The following is a 20255-nucleotide window of genomic DNA, read 5'->3' on the forward strand; positions in this document are numbered from 1 at the left end:
ATGAGTGAATTTTCCCAGACAGTCCCCGAACTGGTTGCCTGGGCCAGGAAAAACGATTTCTCCATCTCGCTGCCGGTAGACAGACTCTCATTCCTGCTGGCGGTTGCGACGCTAAACGGCGAACGCCTGGATGGCGAAATGAGTGAAGGCGAACTGGTGGATGCGTTCCGCCACGTCAGTGATGCGTTTGAGCAAACCAGCGAAACCATTAGCGTGCGTGCCAACAACGCAATCAATGATATGGTGCGTCAACGTCTGCTGAACCGCTTTACCAGCGAGCAGGCGGAAGGAAACGCCATCTATCGTCTTACGCCACTGGGCATTGGCATTACCGACTATTACATCCGCCAGCGCGAATTTTCCACGCTGCGTCTCTCCATGCAGCTCTCTATTGTTGCAGGTGAGCTGAAGCGTGCCGCCGACGCGGCTGATGAAAACGGTGACGAATTCCACTGGCATCGCAACGTTTACGCGCCGCTGAAATACTCGGTCGCCGAGATTTTCGACAGTATCGATCTGACTCAACGTCTGATGGACGAACAGCAGCAGCAGGTGAAAGACGATATCGCTCAACTGCTTAATAAAGACTGGCGTGCGGCTATCTCCAGCTGTGAACTCTTGCTGTCAGAAACGTCCGGTACGCTGCGTGAGTTGCAGGATACGCTGGAGGCGGCGGGGGATAAGCTACAGGCCAATCTGCTGCGCATCCAGGACGCGACAATGGCGCACGACGATCTGCATTTTATCGACCGTCTGGTGTTTGATTTGCAGAGCAAGCTTGACCGCATTATCAGCTGGGGCCAGCAGTCAATCGACCTGTGGATCGGTTACGACCGCCACGTGCATAAATTTATCCGTACCGCCATCGATATGGATAAGAATCGCGTCTTTGCTCAACGTCTGCGCCAGTCGGTACAGACCTATTTCGATGCGCCGTGGGCGCTGACCCACGCCAACGCCGATCGTCTGCTGGATATGCGCGACGAAGAGATGGCGCTGCGCGATGAAGAGGTCACCGGTGAACTGCCGCCGGATCTGGAATACGAAGAATTTAACGAAATTCGCGAGCAGCTTGCGGCGATGATCGAAGAACAGCTCGCTGTCTACAAAACCAGACAAGTACCGCTGGATCTTGGCCTCGTGGTACGCGACTATCTGGCGCAGTATCCGCGCGCGCGCCACTTCGATGTTGCCCGCATTGTTGTAGACCAGGCGGTGCGCCTGGGCATCGCACAAGCCGATTTCACCGGACTGCCGCCGAAGTGGCAGCCGATTAACGATTACGGAGCCAAGGTACAGGCGCATGTCATTGACAAATATTGAACAAGTGATGCCAGTTAAGCTGGCACAGGCGCTGGCGAATCCGTTGTTTCCGGCGCTGGACAGCCAGCTGCGTGCCGGTCGTCACATTGGCCTTGACGAGCTGGATAATCACGCCTTTTTGATGGACTTTCAGGAGTACCTGGAAGAGTTTTACGCTCGCTATAACGTTGAGCTGATCCGCGCGCCGGAAGGGTTTTTCTACCTGCGTCCGCGCTCTACCACGCTTATTCCGCGCTCGGTGCTTTCCGAACTGGATATGATGGTCGGCAAAATTCTCTGCTACCTCTATCTCAGCCCGGAACGTCTGGCGAATGAAGGGATCTTCACCCAACAGGAGCTTTACGATGAGCTGCTGTCGCTGGCGGATGAAAGCAAGCTGCTCAAGCTGGTGAATAACCGCTCAACGGGGTCCGATCTGGACCGTCAGAAATTACAGGAAAAAGTTCGCTCATCCCTTAACCGTCTGCGCCGTCTGGGAATGGTCTGGTTCATGGGTCACGACAGCAGCAAGTTCCGCATCACCGAATCGGTCTTCCGTTTTGGCGCCGACGTGCGTGCGGGTGATGATGCGCGTGAAGCGCAGCTGCGCATGATCCGTGACGGTGAAGCGATGCCGGTGGAAAACCATTTGCAGCTCAATGACGAGCACGAAGAGAATCAGCCGGATAGCGGGGAGGAAGAGTAATGATTGAACGCGGTAAATTTCGCTCACTGACGCTGATTAACTGGAACGGCTTCTTTGCCCGAACCTTCGATCTGGATGAGCTGGTGACAACGCTCTCCGGCGGTAACGGGGCGGGTAAATCCACCACCATGGCGGCCTTCGTGACGGCGCTGATACCTGACCTGACCCTGCTGCACTTCCGTAACACCACTGAAGCGGGCGCCACGAGCGGCTCTCGTGATAAAGGTCTGCACGGTAAGCTGAAAGCGGGCGTTTGTTATTCAGTGCTGGACGTGATCAACTCCCGCTATCAGCGCGTGGTTGTAGGCGTGCGTCTGCAACAGGTTGCCGGCCGCGATCGTAAAGTAGATATCAAACCGTTTGCGATCCAGGGGCTGCCTACCTCCGTACAGCCAACCGCGCTGCTGACGGAAACCCTGAATGAACGTCAGGCACGCGTCCTGACGCTCCAGGAGCTGAAAGACAAGCTGGAAGCCATCGAAGGCGTACAGTTTAAGCAGTTTAATTCCATTACCGACTACCACTCTCTGATGTTCGATCTCGGCGTGGTAGCCCGTCGTCTGCGCAGCGCGTCAGATCGTAGTAAATACTACCGTCTGATTGAAGCCTCCCTGTACGGCGGTATCTCCAGCGCCATTACCCGCTCCCTGCGCGACTACCTGTTGCCGGAAAACAGCGGCGTGCGTAAGGCCTTCCAGGATATGGAAGCCGCGCTGCGTGAAAACCGCATGACGCTGGAAGCGATTCGCGTTACGCAGTCTGACCGGGACCTGTTTAAGCACCTGATCAGCGAAGCCACCAACTACGTGGCGGCGGACTATATGCGCCACGCCAACGAGCGCCGTATTCATCTCGATCAGGCGCTGGAGTATCGCCGCGAGCTGTTTACCTCCCGCAAACAGCTGGTGGCCGAGCAGTATAAGCATGTCGAAATGGCGCGCGAACTGGGCGAGCACAATGGTGCGGAAGGGGATCTGGAAGCCGATTACCAGGCGGCCAGCGATCATCTGAATCTGGTGCAGACCGCGCTGCGTCAGCAGGAAAAAATCGAGCGCTACGAAGCCGATCTTGATGAGCTGCAAATTCGTCTTGAAGAGCAAAATGAAGTGGTGGCCGAAGCTGCCGAATTGCAGGAAGAGAACGAAGCCCGCGCGGAAGCCGCCGAGCTGGAAGTGGATGAGCTGAAAAGCCAGCTCGCTGACTACCAACAGGCGCTGGACGTGCAGCAGACGCGTGCGATTCAGTACAACCAGGCGTTGCAGGCGTTGCAGCGTGCCAAAGAGCTGTGCCATCTGCCGGACCTGACCCCGGAAAGCGCTGACGAATGGCTGGATACCTTCCAGGCCAAAGAGCAGGAAGCCACTGAGAAACTGCTTTCTCTCGATCAGAAAATGAGCGTGGCGCAAACGGCGCATAGCCAGTTTGAGCAGGCGTACCAGCTGGTGGTGGCGATTAACGGTCCGCTGGCGCGTAACGAAGCGTGGGACGTTGCCCGTGAGCTGCTGCGCGACGGCGTCAATCAACGCCATCTGGCCGAACAGGTGCAGCCGCTGCGCATGCGCCTGAACGAGCTGGAACAGCGTCTGCGTGAACAGCAGGAAGCCGAGCGTCTGCTGGCGGAATTCTGCAAGCGTCAGGGTAAAAATTACGATTTCGACGAGCTTGAGGCCCTGCATCAGGAACTGGAAGCGCGTATTGCGGCCCTGTCCGATACCGTATCGAATGCCAGCGAACAGCGCATGACGCTGCGTCAGGAGCTGGAACAGCTTCAGTCCCGTTCGAAGACGCTCTTACAGCGTGCGCCGATCTGGCTGGCTGCACAAAGCAGCCTGAACCAGCTCAGCGAACAGTGTGGCCAGGAGTTTACCTCCAGCCAGGACGTCACCGAATACATGCAACAGCTGCTGGAGCGTGAGCGTGAAGCGATTGTTGAGCGTGACGAAGTGGGCGCGCGCAAGCGTGACGTCGATGAAGAAATCGAGCGTTTAAGCCAGCCTGGCGGCTCAGAAGATCCGCGTCTGAATGCCTTAGCCGAGCGTTTCGGCGGCGTGCTGTTGTCTGAAATTTACGACGATGTTGGTCTGGACGATGCGCCGTACTTCTCCGCGCTGTACGGTCCATCCCGTAACGCGATTGTGGTGCCGGATCTGTCGCTGATTTCTGACCAGCTTGCAGGGCTGGAAGACTGCCCGGAAGATCTCTACCTCATCGAAGGAGATCCGCAGTCGTTTGATGACAGCGTATTCAGCGTTGACGAGCTGGAAAAAGCGGTGGTGGTGAAAATCGCCGATCGCCAGTGGCGCTATTCGCGCTTCCCGGAACTGCCGCTGTTTGGCCGCGCCGCGCGTGAAAGCCGCATTGAAAGCCTGCATGCCGAGCGCGAAACGCTTTCTGAACGTTTTGCGACCCTCTCGTTTGATGTACAAAAAACGCAGCGTCTGCATCAGGCGTTCAGCCGCTTTATCGGCAGCCATCTGGGCGTGGCCTTTGAGCCCGATCCGGAAGCCGAAATTCGCAAGCTCAACACCCGCCGCGGTGAGCTGGAGCGTGCGCTGGCTAGCCATGAAAATGACAACCAGCAGAGCCGCGTCCAGTTCGAGCAGGCGAAAGAGGGCGTTGCGGCGCTTAACCGCATTCTGCCACGCCTGAACCTGCTGGCGGACGATACGCTCGCCGACCGCGTGGATGAAATTCAGGAACGACTGGACGAGGCGCAGGAAGCCGCGCGCTTTGTGCAGCAGCACGGCAATCAGCTGGCGAAGCTGGAGCCGATGGTTTCCGTTCTCCAGAGCGACCCGGAACAGTTTGAACAGTTAAAAGAGGATTACGCCTGGTCACAGCAGGTGCAGCGCGAAGCGCGTCAGCAGGCGTTTGCCCTGACGGAAGTGGTGCAACGTCGCGCGCACTTCGGCTACTCCGATTCAGCAGAAATGCTGAGCGGGAACAGCGATCTTAATGAAAAGCTGCGCCAGCGCCTTGAGCAGGCGGAAGCGGAACGTACGCGCGCGCGCGAAGCGATGCGTACTCACGCCGCACAGCTGAGCCAGTACAGTCAGGTGATGGCGTCGTTGAAAAGCTCCTTCGACACCAAGAAAGAGCTGTTAAACGACCTGCATAAAGAGTTGCAGGACATTGGCGTGCGCGCCGACAGCGGTGCAGAAGAGCGGGCACGTATTCGCCGCGATGAGCTGCATGCTCAGCTCAGCAACAACCGTGCGCGTCGTAATCAGCTGGAAAAAGCGCTGACCTTCTGTGAAGCGGAGATGGACAACCTGACGCGTCGCCTGCGCAAGCTGGAACGTGACTATCACGAGATGCGCGAGCAGGTTGTGACCGCGAAGGCGGGCTGGTGCGCGGTGATGCGCATGGTGAAAGACAACAACGTGGAGCGTCGTCTGCACCGCCGCGAGCTGGCGTATCTGTCGGCCGATGAACTGCGTTCTATGTCGGATAAGGCGCTGGGCGCGCTGCGTCTGGCGGTGGCGGATAACGAACACCTGCGCGACGTGCTGCGCATGTCCGAAGATCCGAAGCGTCCTGAGCGCAAAATCCAGTTCTTCGTGGCGGTGTATCAGCACTTGCGCGAGCGTATCCGTCAGGACATCATCCGTACCGACGATCCGGTTGAAGCGATCGAACAGATGGAGATCGAGCTGGGCCGTCTGACGGAAGAGCTGACCTCCCGCGAGCAAAAGCTGGCAATCAGCTCCCGCAGCGTGGCGAATATTATTCGTAAAACCATTCAGCGCGAGCAGAACCGTATCCGTCAGCTGAACCAGGGCCTGCAAAGCGTGTCGTTTGGCCAGGTCAACAGCGTGAGGCTGAACGTGAACGTGCGTGAGGCGCACTCCACGCTGCTGGACGTGTTGTCTGAACAGCATGAGCAGCACCAGGATCTGTTCAACAGTAACCGCCTGACCTTCTCCGAAGCGCTGGCGAAGCTGTATCAGCGTCTGAATCCGCAGATTGACATGGGCCAGCGTACGCCGCAAACCATCGGCGAGGAGCTGCTGGACTACCGCAACTATCTGGAAATGGAAGTTGAGGTTAACCGTGGCTCAGACGGCTGGCTGCGCGCGGAATCCGGTGCGCTCTCTACCGGTGAAGCCATCGGTACCGGTATGTCGATTCTGGTGATGGTGGTGCAGAGCTGGGAAGATGAAGCGCGTCGTCTGCGCGGCAAAGACATCTCTCCATGTCGTCTGCTGTTCCTCGATGAAGCCGCGCGTCTCGACGCCCGCTCCATCGCCACGCTGTTTGAGCTTTGCGAGCGACTCGATATGCAGCTCATCATCGCGGCGCCGGAAAACATCAGTCCGGAAAAAGGGACAACCTATAAGCTGGTGCGTAAGGTGTTCCAGAACAGTGAACACGTGCACGTCGTGGGCCTGCGTGGTTTCGCCCCGCAGCCACCGGAGTCATTACCGGGCACGGCTGACGCCTCTTAACCTGGGGTGCGACAAATAGCGGCGCTCATGCGCCGCTTTTTTTATTCACTTAACTTGTGTTCAGGGCTGCGTTATCTTTAAACTTCTTTACATAAGGCAAGGCAGCAGCGTGTATGCCTTTCTATACTGAAGGAAAGCTCCAGAATACTGGGCATGTCGTGAAAAACAGGGGGCAAGGGATGTTGCTTAAGAAGAATCGTGGTCGTCAGCTGTCTGCGCTGAGTTTGTGCCTGACAGTGATGTTTGCTCCACTGTTTACCGCTCAGGCCGATGAGCCTGAAATTGTACCGACTGACAGCTCCGCGACGATGGGCGCGCAGCCGACGTCACTGTCACAACCGCTGGATCAGTCTCCGGCGACGGCCATCATGGCCGGCATTAAACCGCTGCCGGAAGGCATCGATACTGGATCATTACGTCAGCAGCTTATGACCGGGCTGCCCTCGGGCTATACTCCCGCTTATATTAACCAGCTCACGCTGCTTTACGCTGCGCGCGATATGAAACCGATGTGGGAAAATCGCGAGGCGGTACGTGCCTTCCAGCAGCAGCTGGCTGAAGTGGCGATTGCAGGTTTTCAGCCGCAGTTCACGACCTGGGTTGAACTCCTGACCGATCCTGCCGTGACCGGACAAGCGCGTGACGTGGTGCTGTCTGATGCCATGATGGGCTACTTACAATTTGTTGCGGGGATTTCGGTGAACGGCAACCGCTGGTTATACAGCAGTAAGCCGTACAAGCTGGCGACGCCTGCGCTGTCCGTCATTAACCAGTGGCAGCTGTCGCTGGATAACGGCGAACTGCCGCGCTTTATCGCAAGCCTTGCGCCTGCCCATCCGCAGTATGCCACGATGCATCAGTCGCTTCTTGAGCTGGTTGCGGATTCCCGCCCGTGGCCTCAGCTGCGCGGCACCACAACGCTGCGTCCGGGGCAGTGGAGCAGCGATGTGCCTGCGATCCGCGAAATTATGAAACGCTCCGGCATTCTCGACAGCGGCCCTAAAATTGCGCTGCCCGGTGACGAGACGCAAAATGCGGTCGTCAGCCCGTCGGCGCCGGTAAAAGAGAAAACCGCCGTTGCGTTGAGCAATAAGCCCGCCGCTTACGATCGCGAGCTGGTCGCCGCAGTGAAGCAGTTCCAGGCCGCGCAGGGGCTGGGCGCTGACGGCGTGATTGGTCCATCTACTCGCGACTGGCTGAACGTCTCTCCAGCCCAGCGGGCTGGAGTGCTGGCGTTGAATATCCAGCGCTTGCGCTTGCTGCCGGGCACGTTATCCACCGGCATTATGGTCAACATTCCGGCGTACTCCCTGGTCTACTATCAGGACGGTAGTGAAGTGCTGGCGTCCCGCGTGATTGTCGGCCGACCTGACCGTAAAACGCCAATGATGAGCAGCGCGCTGAATAACGTGGTGGTTAACCCGCCGTGGAACGTGCCGCCGACGCTGGCGCGCAAAGATATTCTGCCTAAGGTCTGGAATGACCCGGGTTATCTGGAGCGACATAACTATACGGTGATGCGTGGCTGGAACAGCAAAGAAGCGATTGACCCCTGGATGGTGGACTGGTCAACGATTACGCCTTCGAACCTGCCGTTCCGTTTCCAGCAGGCACCGGGCGCACATAACTCGCTGGGACGTTACAAATTCAATATGCCAAGTTCGGACGCAATCTATCTGCATGATACCCCGAACCATAATTTGTTCCAGAAAGACGCACGCGCGCTCAGCTCGGGCTGTGTCCGCGTGAACAAGGCCTCTGAGCTGGCAAATATGCTGTTGCAGGATGCAGGCTGGAACGATACGCGGATATCAGATGCGCTGAAGCAGGGAGATACGCGTTACGTCAATATCCGCCACAATATTCCGGTCAATCTTTACTATCTGACGGCGTTTGTAGGGGCAGACGGACGTACCCAGTATCGTACAGATATTTACAATTATGATCTGACAGCGCGATCCGGCGCACAAATTTTGCCAAAAGCGGAACAATTAATCAGGTAAATGAAGTAGTTCGGTAAAAATGATTGTCGTAAGTTATGGTGAATATGAGGCGATCTGGCTGCAAGCCGCGTATTTACTGGGGTTGGGCGCCTTGACGTAACAGGTTTTGCCAGTTATGGTGCCCTTCGTGCGCTAAGCATATTGACAATTTCTTTTACCTGTAGACCTGATTATCATGGACAAATTTGACGCTAATCGCCGCAAATTGCTGGCGTTAGGTGGCGTTGCGCTGGGCGCAGCAGCCATCCTTCCGACGCCAGCATTTGCCACCCTCTCGACACCTCGTCCGCGTATTTTAACGCTCAACAATCTGCATACTGGTGAGACGCTTAAAGCGGAATTTTTCGATGGCAGAGGCTATATTCAGGATGAATTAGCAAGACTCAACCATTTTTTCCGTGATTTCCGCGCGAATAAAATCAAAGCCATCGACCCTGGATTATTCGATCAGCTTTACCGCTTGCAGGGACTGCTAGGGACCAAAAGGCCGGTGCAGCTCATCTCTGGCTATCGCTCTCTGGATACCAACAATGAACTGCGTGCCCACAGCCGTGGGGTAGCGAAAAAAAGCTATCACACCAAAGGGCAGGCGATGGATTTCCATATTGAGGGCGTTTCGTTAGCCAATATTCGCAAAGCGGCGTTATCTATGCGCGCAGGTGGTGTAGGATACTACCCACGTAGCAACTTTGTGCATATTGATACCGGGCCGGTTCGGCACTGGTAATAACGAAACACAGGAGCAGTATGAACTATCGTATTATTCCGGTTACCGCGTTCTCACAGAACTGTTCATTGATCTGGTGTGAACAAACTAAACTGGCCGCGCTTGTTGATCCCGGTGGCGACGCTGAGACAATCAAGCAGGAAGTCGCTGCCAGCGGTGTAACGCTGATGCAGATTTTACTCACCCATGGCCATCTCGACCATGTGGGTGCAGCGGCTGAACTGGCTGAATACTACGGTGTGCCGATTATCGGCCCGGAAAAAGAAGATGAGTTCTGGCTACAGGGATTACCTGCTCAAAGCCGTATGTTTGGCCTGGAAGACTGTCAGCCACTGACACCGGACCGCTGGCTGAACGAAGACGATCGCGTTAACGTAGGGAATGTAACTTTACAGGTGTTGCATTGCCCCGGACATACGCCCGGCCATATTGTCTTCTTTGATGACGTGTCGCGTCTGCTGATTTCCGGTGACGTGATTTTCAAAGGGGGCGTAGGACGCAGTGATTTCCCACGCGGCGATCACGGTCAGCTGATTCAGTCGATTAAGCAGAAGTTATTACCGTTAGGTGATGATGTGACGTTTATCCCTGGACACGGACCAATGTCAACGCTGGGGGATGAGCGGTTGCATAACCCGTTCCTTCAGGATGAAATGCCTGTCTGGTAAACCCGGTAAAATAAAAAAGCCTGCACGATGCAGGCTTTTTTTTAGGGATGCAGGTTACAGCACCGCGACAATGGCTTCGCACAGCGGCGCCATGTTGTCAGGCGTCATACCCGCAACGTTCACGCGGCCAGATGCAACGGCATACACGCCAAACTCTTCACGCAGGCGCAGCACCTGCTCTTTGGTCAAGCCGCTGAAGGAGAACATGCCGTTCTGCTTGATGATGAAGCTGAAGTCACGGTCAGCGCCTTTCTCAGCCAGCGTGTTCACAAACAGCAGACGCATGCGCTGAATGCGCTGACGCATATCGTTCAGCTCTTGCTCCCAGATGGCGCGCAGCGCATCGTTGCTCAGGATCGTCGCGACCACAGACGCACCGTGTGCCGGTGGGTTGGAGTAGTTAGCGCGGATCACGGACTTCATCTGGCTGAATGCGCGATCGACGGTTGCTTCGTCAGCAGCCACCAGCGTACAGGCGCCGACACGCTCGTTATACAGACCAAAGTTCTTGGAATAGGAGCTTGCGACTATCAACTCCTGATGCACGGCGGCGAATGCACGCAGACCTTCTGCATCTTCTTCCAGACCACGGGCAAAGCCCTGGTAAGCGAAGTCAAACAGCGGCAGCCAGCCTTTTTCAACGGACAGCTTAGCCAGCTGTTCCCACTGCTCAAGCGTAGGATCGATACCGGTTGGGTTATGGCAGCAGCCGTGGAACAGCACCACATCGCCCGCCTGGGCTTCGCTCAGGCTGGCCAGCAGGCCGTCGAAATCCAGCGCGTGGCTGGCTGCGTCGTAGTAGGCGTATTCACGCACTTCCAGACCCGCAGAATTAAACACGCTCTTATGGTTCGGCCAGCTTGGATTGCTTACCCACACACGCTTCACAGAAGTGTTTTTCGCCAGGAAATCTGCCGCCACGCGCAGTGCGCCGGTACCGCCTGGGGTCTGCGCCGTGCGGGCGCGTTTTTCGCTCACAATGGTGCTGCCTTTGCCGAACAGCAGCTCCTGGGTGCAGCGACCAAATTCAGGGATACCATCAATACCGAGGTAGTTTTTGGTGGTTTCGTTTTCCAGCAGATACTGCTCAGCTTTTTTGACGCTGGTCAGTACCGGAGTTTTGCCGGTTTCATCTTTATATACACCAATACCCAGGTTGATTTTTCCAGGGCGGTCGTCGGCGCGAAACAGATCGGCCAGGCCCAGAATTGGGTCGGCAGGAGCGGCAGTAATGTTCTCAAACATGACGAAGTTCCATTGTGATTACAGAAGTGAAATCCGCTATCAGGTTAACGGTAGATTTACAAAATGCCAACCGTTTGCGACGAAAAGCGTGCGGCTTTTCAAAAGTCGCTATTATTTTCTCTCAGGAATAAAAACACAGGGCCGAAGCCCTGTTCATTAAGCATATAACAACGAGGTGTGTTGATTAGAACTGGTAAACCAGACCCAGAGCCACGATGTCGTCGTTGTTGATGCCCAGCTTGTTGTCGTCTTTCAGCTGGTTGATCTGATAGTCAACATAGGTAGACATGTTTTTGTTGAAGTAGTATGTCGCACCAACGTCGATGTAGTTGATGTAGTCTTCATCACCGATACCTTCTACGTCTTTCGCTTTAGATTTGTAATAAGCGATGGATGGACGCAGACCGAAATCGAACTGGTACTGAGCGACGACAGAGAAGTCCTGAGACTTGTTAGCGAAACCACGGCTGCCCAGACGCGCTGCGTTACGCATTTCGCCATAAATAGCTGCCAGGTAGATGTTGTTCGCGTCATATTTCAGGCCGGTTGCCCACTGTTCAGCTTTGTCGCCTTTACCCCATTCCAGCGTCTGCTGGTTGTTGGTACGGTCAGCAGCGCCATAAGCACCCACAATGCCGAAGCCTTCGAAATCATAGCTCAGTGAGGTTGCCCAGCCGTCGCCGTTGGAACGTACTGCATCAGTACGCTCGTTTTTGCCCAGGTACTGAACACCAAAGTTCAGACCGTCAACCAGGCCGAAGAAGTTGCTGTTACGGTACGTCGCCAGGCCACCGGTACGGCCTGCGAAGAAGTTATCGCTCGCGCCGGTGTCGCCACCGAACTCAGGGAGCATATCGGTGATGCCGATTGCATCATAGACCAGACCGTAGTTACGACCGTAGTCGAAGGAGCCTGCGTCACCGAATTTCAGACCTGCGAATGCCAGACGGGTTTTGTTGCCGTTCTGTGCATCGCCACCTTCAGAGTTGTTACCCTGGAAGTTATATTCCCACTGACCGTAGCCAGTCAGCTGATCGTTGATCTGAGTTTCGCCTTTGAAGCCCAGACGTGCGTAAGTGTTGTCGCCATCGTTGCTGTCATTATCGGAGAAGTAATGCAGGCCGACTGCTTTCCCGTAAAGATCTAATTTGTTGCCGTCTTTGTTATAGATTTCAGCAGCGTTTGCTGCACCGGCTACCAGCAGGGCAGGGACTACCACTGCCAGGATATTGCGCTTCATCATTATTTATTACCCTCATTGGTTTTTTTATGACACTCGCCACTGCCGTCAATAAATTCTGTCAATAAATATTTCCGGAACTATTGATGAGAGTTAGGTGTCTTTATGTGTCTGACAGGCATCTTTCCATTCATAGAACCGTTTCGCTACACTGAAAGTGCTACAATCTTCAAGATTCAGTTACCAAAAGAAAATATATGTAACTAAATATGTATTTTTGGGAACTTTGTGAAGCACCTCAAACTTCAGCGCTATCTGGTGAATTAAACCTCCGCTTTATTCTTATATATATGATTTCCTTATGTTTAATTTAGCTAAAGGCCTTTCGTATAAACAGAAGTTAAACGGCTCATTTTTTCTTATAATCGGCAAAAGCCATCCAGATGGCTGTGAGAGTGGTTGTTTTTTGTGCTATTGCGTAAGGAATGTATTAAGCGCCATAAAAATGGGGTTATTTTTTTGTCTCAGGATATTTCGTGGAAACAAAACGTAACAGGTAGGGGTAATCGCGGGGTTGTGGTTTAAATACGCTTACTTTTGACTGACGAAAACTGACATTGCAGGATAAAATAATGGCCAGCATTTGCTGGCCATTAAGGATTTGGTCGGTTAGAAACTTGCGTTACGCGGTGTGCGTGGGAACGGAATCACATCACGTACGTTCTGAACACCTGTTACGTAAGCAATCAGACGTTCAAAGCCAAGGCCAAAGCCGGAGTGTGGGACGGTGCCGTAGCGACGGAGATCGCGATACCAGCTGTAGTCCGCCGGGTTCAGACCCATCTCCTGCATACGCGCGTCCAGCACATCCAGTCGCTCTTCACGCTGGGAGCCACCGATAATCTCACCGATGCCCGGCGCCAGCACGTCCATCGCGGCAACGGTTTTACCGTCTTCGTTAAGGCGCATATAGAACGCCTTAATGTCTTTCGGATAATTTTTCACCACAACCGGTGCTTTGAAGTGCTTCTCTGCCAGATAACGTTCGTGCTCGGAGGAGAGATCCACGCCCCAGTAAACCGGGTTTTCGAATTTCTCACCGCATTTTTCCAGGATAGCGACCGCGTCGGTGTAATCCACCTGCGCGAAGTCTGCGGAGACGAAGCGCTCAAGACGGGCGATGGCGTCGTTATCGACACGCTCAGCGAAGAATTTCATGTCGTCTGCGCGCTCTTCGAGAACCGCTTTGAACACGTATTTCAGCATCGCTTCTGCCAGGCCTGCCACGTCATTCAGATCGGCAAAGGCCACTTCCGGCTCCAGCATCCAGAATTCCGCCAGGTGACGGCTGGTGTTGGAGTTTTCCGCACGGAAGGTTGGGCCGAAGGTGTAAATCTTAGACAGCGCACAGGCGTAGGTTTCGCCGTTCAGCTGGCCAGAAACCGTCAGGAAGGCTTCTTTACCAAAGAAGTCTTTGTCGTAATCCACTTTACCTTCCGGCGTACGCGGCAGGTTTTCCATATCCAGCGTTGAAACGCGGAACATTTCACCTGCGCCTTCGGTATCGGATGCCGTGATCAGCGGAGTAGAAACCCAGAAGTAACCCTGCTCGTCAAAGAAGCGATGCAGCGCCTGCGCCAGCGTATGACGCACGCGGGCAACCGCACCAATCAGGTTGGTGCGCGGACGCAGGTGCGCAACTTCACGCAGATATTCGATGCTGTGACGCTTTGCAGCCATCGGATAGGTGTCCGGATCTTCAACCCAGCCGGTCACTTCCACCGAGGTCGCCTGAATTTCGTAGCTCTGACCCTGGCCCGGAGAGGCCACCACAACACCGGTGACGATCACGGAACAGCCGGTTGTCAGGTGCAGAACGTCATCATTGTAATTGGGCAGAGAATTATTAATGACGGCCTGTACAGGATCAAAGCAGGAACCGTCATAGACGGCGAGGAAGGAGATGCCAGCTTTAGAATCTCGGCGAGTACGCACCCATCCGCGCACGGTGACCTCCTGGTCAACGGCGACACGGCCCTGGAGTACGTCGGCTACAGGCACAACGCTCATAATATTCTCTCTGTTAATAGTCGGAAAAAATAAACACTTGTCCGCCCTTATAGGGGGGATATCTATGTTACCTGCCATCCGCTATCAGACAAGTAAATTTCACCGTCTTGAGAGAAGAAATAAGAAATAAATAAGAGAAGGGGAGCCATGAAGGCCCCCCCGAAGCCGTTAACTGGCTTTTTTAACCTGAGGCAGATCGAAGGCTTTACGTAATGCGCGGACAAACGCTTTGTCATGGCAGATGGTTTTGCCAGGGCTGTCGGAGAGCTTCGCGACCGGCTTACCGTTACATTCCACCAGTTTTATGACGATGTTCAGCGGTTTCACCTGAGGGATATCACAGGTTAACCGCGTACCAATCCCGAAACTCAGGTTCACCCGCGATGAGAAATGGCGATAAAGGTCGACGGCTTTTGCCAGATCAAGGTTATCGGAGAAGACCAGCACCTTACTCATTGGGTCGATACCCAGCTTTTCGTAATGGGCGATGGCTTTCTCACCCCATTCAACCGGGTCCCCGGAATCATGGCGTAACCCCTGGTAGCGTTCGGCAAACTCAGGGCCAAAGTCGCGCAGGAACGCGTCCATGGTAATGCAGTCGGTAAGGGCAATACCCAGCCGATCCGGGTATTCCTCTAGCCACGCGGCGAGGGCGGCGCGCTGGCTGTTGGCAAGGTCAGGGCTGATCTGCTGGTGCGCCTGGAACCATTCGTGCGCCTGGGTGCCCATCGGCGTTAAATCAAGGCGACGTGCCAGATCGTAGTTACTGGTGCCAACGAACCACGGCTCCTGTTGCAGACGTCTGACAATGGCTTCCTGAACCTCGCGAGAGAAGCGGCGGCGCGTGCCAAAGTCCATCAGACGGAAGCGGGACATATCCAGCCCTTCGGTCAGTCTGGAAAACTCAACGAGTTTATTCTCCAGAGCGGCGACCGCCTGCGTCACACCGGTTTCAGGGGAGCGATAGCGGTGGGCCAGCTCGCTGATCACGGCCAGAAGCGGCACTTCCCACATGATCACCTCGCGCCACGGGCCGGTCAGACGAATGTCCAGCTTGCCGTTATCATTGGTGACGGTGACCTGTTCCGGCTTATAGCGGAACTCACGCAGCCAGTTCAGATAGTCCGCTTTGAAGAAAGGCAGGCCTGAAAGCCACTGATATTCGTCATCGGTGAGCGCCAGATGCTGCATGGCCTCGACCTGTTCACGAATGGAATCTGCGTAGATACCCAGCAAGTCGTCACCCCGGCAGCGAAATTCCGCCGCAACATGGACATCATGATAGTGGTGAAACACGGCTTGCTGCATATGCAGCTTGTACGCGTCGGTATCCAGCAACGTATGCAGAACCGGAGAAGCGAATTGAGTCATAGGTGCGCTGTAGCATCCTCTCACGGGAGCGTTTAGTACAATAAACAACTCCGGAGTATACCCTGTTTAGTGATTTATTGAACCCCGATCACAACATAAGCACACTTTATGGTCGAGAGCATTTCGTGCCCCGTGTTATAAAAATGTAGCTAAAAAGGGCGTTGTGCCTGAAAAGATGAACATTCTGCATAGCGCGTTTTACACAACAGGAATATATTGAATCGTTACTCGACAAACGATGCATAAGGTTTTCTATGACACAACAGCCACAAGCTAAATACCGCCACGACTACCGTGCGCCGGAATACCTGATAAGCGATATCGATCTGACTTTCGACCTGGATGCCACAAAAACCGTCGTGACGGCGGTAAGCCAGGTGACGCGCCAGAGCGCGACAGCCGTGCCGCTGCGTCTGGATGGTGAAGACCTGACGCTGGTTTCCCTGCATATTAACGATGAAGCCTGGTCAGACTATAAAGAAGAAGGCAACCAGCTGGTCATCGACAACCTGCCGGAACGCTTTACCCTGCGCATCGTGAATGAAATTAGCCCTGCCGCCAATACCGCGCTGGAAGGGCTTTACCAGTCAGGCGTAGCCCTGTGTACCCAGTGTGAAGCCGAAGGTTTCCGCCACATTACCTGGTATCTTGATCGCCCGGACGTCCTGGCGCGCTTTACCACCAAAATTATTGCCGACAAAACGCTGTACCCGTACCTGCTCTCCAACGGCAACCGGATTGGCGAGGGGGAAATGGAGAATGGCCGTCACTGGGTACAGTGGCAGGATCCGTTCCCGAAACCCTGCTATCTGTTTGCGCTGGTAGCGGGAGATTTCGATGTTCTCCGCGACACCTTTAAAACGCGCTCTGGCCGTGAAGTCGCGCTGGAGCTGTTCGTGGATCGTGGCAACCTTGACCGCGCACCGTGGGCAATGACCTCTCTCATCAACTCCATGAAGTGGGATGAAACGCGCTTTGGTCTCGAATATGACCTCGACATCTATATGATTGTTGCTGTCGATTTCTTCAACATGGGCGCGATGGAGAATAAAGGTCTTAACATCTTTAACTCCAAATACGTGCTGGCGCGTACCGATACCGCCACGGATAAAGATTACCTCGATATCGAACGCGTTATCGGCCACGAATATTTTCACAACTGGACCGGGAACCGCGTCACCTGTCGCGACTGGTTCCAGCTGAGCCTGAAAGAGGGCTTAACCGTCTTCCGCGATCAGGAGTTCAGCTCCGATCTGGGATCGCGGGCGGTGAACCGCATCAACAACGTGCGCACTATGCGTGGTCTGCAATTTGCAGAAGATGCCAGCCCAATGGCCCACCCGATCCGCCCGGATAAAGTCATTGAGATGAATAACTTCTACACCCTGACGGTGTATGAAAAAGGCGCTGAAATTATCCGCATGATCCACACCCTGCTGGGCGAAGAGAATTTCCAGAAAGGGATGCAGCTTTACTTCGAGCGTCACGACGGCAGTGCGGCCACCTGCGACGATTTCGTCCAGGCGATGGAGGACGCCTCTAACGTGGATCTGTCTCATTTCCGCCGCTGGTACAGCCAGGCCGGTACGCCGATCGTGACGGTCAAAGACGACTACAACCCGGAAACCGAGCAGTACACGCTGACCATCAGCCAGCGCACGCCGCCAACGGCCGAGCAGGAAGAGAAACATCCGCTGCACATTCCGTTCAGCGTTGAGCTGTACGACAACGAAGGCAACGTGATCCCGTTACAGAAGGGCGGTCACCCGGTGCATAACGTGCTGAACGTGACCCAGGCAGAGCAGACCTTTATCTTCGATAACGTCTATTTCCAGCCCGTTCCCGCCCTGCTGTGCGAATTCTCCGCGCCGGTGAAACTCGAATACAAGTGGAGCGATCAGCAGCTGACGTTCCTGATGCGTCACGCGCGCAACGATTTCTCGCGCTGGGATGCGGCACAAAGCCTGCTGGCGACCTACATCAAGCTGAACGTCAACCGTTACCAGCAGGGCCAGCCGTTGACGCTGCCGGTTCATGTGGCAGACGCGTTCCGTGCCATCCTGCTGGATGAGAACATTGACCCGGCGCTGGCGGCTGAAATTTTAACGCTGCCGTCTGCGACTGAAATCGCCGAGCTGTTTGACATCATTGATCCGATTGCCATCGTCGCCGTGCGTGAAGCGCTGACCCGCACGCTGGCGACCGAACTGGCAGATGAGTTCCTCGCCATTTACAACGCCAACAAGCTGGACGCGTATCGGGTGGAACATGCGGATATCGGTAAACGTTCCCTGCGCAATACCTGCCTGCGCTATCTGGCGTTTGGTGAGGCAGAGCTGGCGAACACGCTGGTCAGCAAGCAGTACCACGAAGCCGATAACATGACGGATGCCCTGGCCGCGCTGGCTGCAAGCGTTGCCGCCGAGCTGCCGTGCCGCGATGCGCTGATGCAGGAGTACGACGACAAGTGGTATCAGGATGGTCTGGTGATGGACAAGTGGTTCATCCTTCAGGCCACCAGTCCGGCAGCCGATGTACTCAGCAAAGTACGTAGCCTGCTGAAGCACCGTTCGTTCACCATGAGCAACCCGAACCGCGTCCGCTCTCTGATTGGTGCCTTCGCCAGCAGCAACCCGGCCGCGTTCCATGCCGAAGACGGCAGCGGTTATCAGTTCATGGTTGAAATGCTGACCGAGCTGAACAGCCGTAACCCGCAGGTGGCGTCTCGTCTGATTGAGCCGCTGATCCGCCTGAAACGTTACGATGCGCAGCGTCAGGCGAAAATGCGCGCCGCGCTTGAGCAGCTGAAAGGGCTGGAAAATCTGTCTGGCGATCTGTACGAGAAGATTGCTAAGGCCTTAGCGTAATAAAAAATTGCCCGGTGGGCAGATAAAAGCAAAACGGCAACCTCGGTTGCCGTTTTTAGTTTTTTCTCCCTCTCCCTGTGGGAGAGGGCCGGGGTGCGGGCATCAGGCATTAGCTTTAATCAACACCCGTTCACTTACCCCACGCTTCATCACCCGATCCAGCACTTCGGCTTCCAGCTCCCCCAGTCGGGCCGATCCCACGCGGCGAGGACGCGGAATATCTACCGTCAGATCCAGACCAATTTTACCTTCTTCTATTAACAGTACCCTGTCTGCCATTGCCACGGCTTCACTGACATCATGCGTCACCAGCAGCACCGTAAAGCCGTGCGTCTGCCATAGGGTTTCAATCAGATCCTGCATTTCGATCCGCGTCAGGGCATCAAGCGCGCCGAGCGGTTCATCAAGCAGCAGCAGGCCGGGACGATGAATCAGCGCGCGTGCCAGCGCTACGCGCTGCTTTTGTCCACCCGACAGGGCCGCAGGCCACTCTCCCGCGCGATTCTCCAGCCCTACCGCAGCGAGTGCCTGCCGGGCGTCCTCCCGCCAGATGCCCTTCAGGCCCAGCCCGACGTTATCCATCACCGTTTTCCACGGCAGCAGACGCGCATCCTGAAACATCATGCGCGTATCATCCTGAATCGTGGCCAGCGGCGTAGTGCCTGCCAGAATGTCACCGCTGTTTGGCGCTTCCAGCCCGGCTAAAAGACGCAGCAGGGTACTCTTGCCGCCACCGCTGCGGCCGACAACGGCAACAAACTGTCCGGCAGGAATATGCAGATCCAGTGCATTCAGAATGGTGTTGTCGCCGTAGCGTTTGGTCACGCCGTTCAGCAGTAACGGTGTTCCCTGGTTCAGTCGTGCAGTATTCATGCTTTCGCCTCCTGAGCGGTGTAGGCCGGGTTCCAGCGCAGCCAGCTACGTTCCAGCCACTGGGCGCTGACGTCCGCAAGTTTGCCGAGCAGGGCATAAAGGATAATGGCAACCACCACCACGTCCGTTTGCAGGAACTCGCGGGCGTTCATCGCCAGATAACCAATGCCGGAGTTAGCCGAAATGGTTTCCGCCACGATCAGGGTTAGCCACATCAGGCCGAGCGCAAAACGCACCCCAACCATAATGGAGGGCAGGGCGCCCGGCAGGATCACATGGGTAAACAGGGCAAAACCTGACAGGCCATAGCTGCGGGCCATCTCAACCAGACCGCGATCGATATTGCGGATCCCATGCCAGGTATTGATATAAATCGGGAATAACGTTCCCAGCGCCACGAGGAAAATTTTGGCGCTCTCATCAATGCCAAACCACAAAATAACCAGTGGGATAAGCGCCAGATGCGGCACGTTACGCAGCATCTGAACGGAGGTATCCAGCAGCCGCTCACCCCAGCGGGACAGGCCGCTGATCAGCCCCAGCGTCAGGCCGATGCTTCCGCCAATCGAAAAGCCGATTACCGCGCGCCAGGAGCTGATGGCAAGATGTTGCCACAGCTCACCGCTGGCGCTGAGCGACCAGAACGCTTCCACAACGCCCTCCGGAGAGGGCAAAATGCGGCTCGACAGCCAGCCAGTTGAAGACGCCAGTTGCCAGACGAGGACAATGCCGACGGGCAGAAACCACGGCGCGGCGCGCAGTAGCCATTTTTGTGCGGTTGCAGACATGGTGGCT

13 protein-coding genes are annotated in these 20255 nt (G+C 55.3%); 7 read left to right on the forward strand and 6 right to left on the reverse strand.

Going from position 1 to position 20255, the window contains the following annotated elements:
* The 6 genes from mukF (at position 1) to DD597_RS02070 (ending at position 9854) form a co-directional block, all read left to right on the forward strand.
* Entirely contained in the window at positions 1-1323 is a 1323-nt protein-coding gene (gene mukF / locus DD597_RS02045; protein ID WP_129255910.1) for a chromosome partition protein MukF, read from the forward strand.
* Entirely contained in the window at positions 1304-2008 is a 705-nt protein-coding gene (mukE, locus tag DD597_RS02050) for a chromosome partition protein MukE (protein WP_003858208.1), read from the forward strand. The genes mukF and mukE overlap by 20 nt, the downstream gene beginning before the upstream one ends.
* A complete protein-coding gene (gene mukB / locus DD597_RS02055) occupies positions 2008-6456 on the forward strand; it encodes a chromosome partition protein MukB (protein WP_129255911.1) in 4449 nt (1482 codons plus the stop codon). Before mukE ends, mukB begins: the two co-directional genes overlap by 1 nt.
* A 179-nt stretch (positions 6457-6635) precedes the next feature.
* Complete coding sequence (ldtD, locus tag DD597_RS02060) at positions 6636-8459, forward strand: L,D-transpeptidase (RefSeq protein WP_003858203.1); 1824 nt, start codon at positions 6636-6638, stop codon at positions 8457-8459.
* Positions 8460-8634: 175 nt separating this feature from the next.
* Positions 8635-9186 (forward strand): YcbK family protein, encoded by a 552-nt coding sequence (locus DD597_RS02065; protein WP_003858202.1) that lies wholly within the window; start codon positions 8635-8637, stop codon positions 9184-9186.
* 20 nt (positions 9187-9206) lie between these two features.
* A complete protein-coding gene (locus DD597_RS02070; protein WP_022650729.1) occupies positions 9207-9854 on the forward strand; it encodes an MBL fold metallo-hydrolase in 648 nt (215 codons plus the stop codon).
* A gap of 54 nt (positions 9855-9908) precedes the next feature.
* Here DD597_RS02070 and DD597_RS02075 read toward each other — a convergent pair whose 3' ends face one another.
* The 4 genes from DD597_RS02075 to pncB all read right to left on the reverse strand — a co-directional run bounded on the left by DD597_RS02075 (position 9909) and on the right by pncB (position 15720).
* The gene (locus tag DD597_RS02075) at positions 9909-11099 is read right to left on the reverse strand and encodes an amino acid aminotransferase (RefSeq protein WP_003858198.1); all 1191 of its coding nucleotides are present in this window, start codon (positions 11097-11099) and stop codon (positions 9909-9911) included.
* A 184-nt stretch (positions 11100-11283) separates the two neighbouring features.
* Entirely contained in the window at positions 11284-12342 is a 1059-nt protein-coding gene (ompF, locus tag DD597_RS02080; RefSeq protein WP_023324410.1) for a porin OmpF, read from the reverse strand.
* A gap of 606 nt (positions 12343-12948) precedes the next feature.
* Complete coding sequence (asnS, locus tag DD597_RS02085) at positions 12949-14349, reverse strand: asparagine--tRNA ligase (protein ID WP_003858191.1); 1401 nt, start codon at positions 14347-14349, stop codon at positions 12949-12951.
* A 168-nt stretch (positions 14350-14517) separates the two neighbouring features.
* Positions 14518-15720 carry a nicotinate phosphoribosyltransferase gene (gene pncB / locus DD597_RS02090; protein WP_003858188.1) on the reverse strand — a complete coding sequence of 401 codons (1203 nt, stop codon included), beginning with the start codon at positions 15718-15720 and terminating at the stop codon, positions 14518-14520.
* Positions 15721-15974: 254 nt separating this feature from the next.
* Between pncB and pepN the strand changes: the two genes are divergently transcribed.
* Positions 15975-18587 (forward strand): aminopeptidase N, encoded by a 2613-nt coding sequence (gene pepN, locus DD597_RS02095; protein ID WP_022650731.1) that lies wholly within the window; start codon positions 15975-15977, stop codon positions 18585-18587.
* Between the two features lie 102 nt (positions 18588-18689).
* Here pepN and ssuB read toward each other — a convergent pair whose 3' ends face one another.
* Both ssuB and ssuC read right to left on the reverse strand, forming a co-directional pair.
* A complete protein-coding gene (ssuB, locus tag DD597_RS02100) occupies positions 18690-19460 on the reverse strand; it encodes an aliphatic sulfonates ABC transporter ATP-binding protein (protein WP_003858186.1) in 771 nt (256 codons plus the stop codon).
* Positions 19457-20248, reverse strand: coding sequence for an aliphatic sulfonate ABC transporter permease SsuC (ssuC, locus tag DD597_RS02105; RefSeq protein WP_003858185.1), 792 nt, complete (start codon positions 20246-20248; stop codon positions 19457-19459). Before ssuC ends, ssuB begins: the two co-directional genes overlap by 4 nt.
* Positions 20249-20255 lie beyond the last annotated feature (7 nt).

The organism is Enterobacter cloacae complex sp. 677-3DZ2D5B, assembly GCF_004136695.1.
GTDB lineage: Bacteria > Pseudomonadota > Gammaproteobacteria > Enterobacterales > Enterobacteriaceae > Enterobacter > Enterobacter hormaechei_C.

Coding starts and splice junctions, on each gene's coding strand:
- DD597_RS02065 (WP_003858202.1), top strand. CDS start 8,635: ATGGACAAATTTGACGCTAATCGCCGCAAATTGCTGGCGTTAGGTGGC.
- mukE (WP_003858208.1), top strand. CDS start 1,304: ATGTCATTGACAAATATTGAACAAGTGATGCCAGTTAAGCTGGCACAG.
- mukB (WP_129255911.1), top strand. CDS start 2,008: ATGATTGAACGCGGTAAATTTCGCTCACTGACGCTGATTAACTGGAAC.
- mukF (WP_129255910.1), top strand. CDS start 1: ATGAGTGAATTTTCCCAGACAGTCCCCGAACTGGTTGCCTGGGCCAGG.
- DD597_RS02075 (WP_003858198.1), bottom strand. CDS start 11,099: ATGTTTGAGAACATTACTGCCGCTCCTGCCGACCCAATTCTGGGCCTG.
- asnS (WP_003858191.1), bottom strand. CDS start 14,349: ATGAGCGTTGTGCCTGTAGCCGACGTACTCCAGGGCCGTGTCGCCGTT.
- ompF (WP_023324410.1), bottom strand. CDS start 12,342: ATGATGAAGCGCAATATCCTGGCAGTGGTAGTCCCTGCCCTGCTGGTA.
- ldtD (WP_003858203.1), top strand. CDS start 6,636: ATGTTGCTTAAGAAGAATCGTGGTCGTCAGCTGTCTGCGCTGAGTTTG.
- pncB (WP_003858188.1), bottom strand. CDS start 15,720: ATGACTCAATTCGCTTCTCCGGTTCTGCATACGTTGCTGGATACCGAC.
- ssuB (WP_003858186.1), bottom strand. CDS start 19,460: ATGAATACTGCACGACTGAACCAGGGAACACCGTTACTGCTGAACGGC.
- pepN (WP_022650731.1), top strand. CDS start 15,975: ATGACACAACAGCCACAAGCTAAATACCGCCACGACTACCGTGCGCCG.
- DD597_RS02070 (WP_022650729.1), top strand. CDS start 9,207: ATGAACTATCGTATTATTCCGGTTACCGCGTTCTCACAGAACTGTTCA.
- ssuC (WP_003858185.1), bottom strand. CDS start 20,248: ATGTCTGCAACCGCACAAAAATGGCTACTGCGCGCCGCGCCGTGGTTT.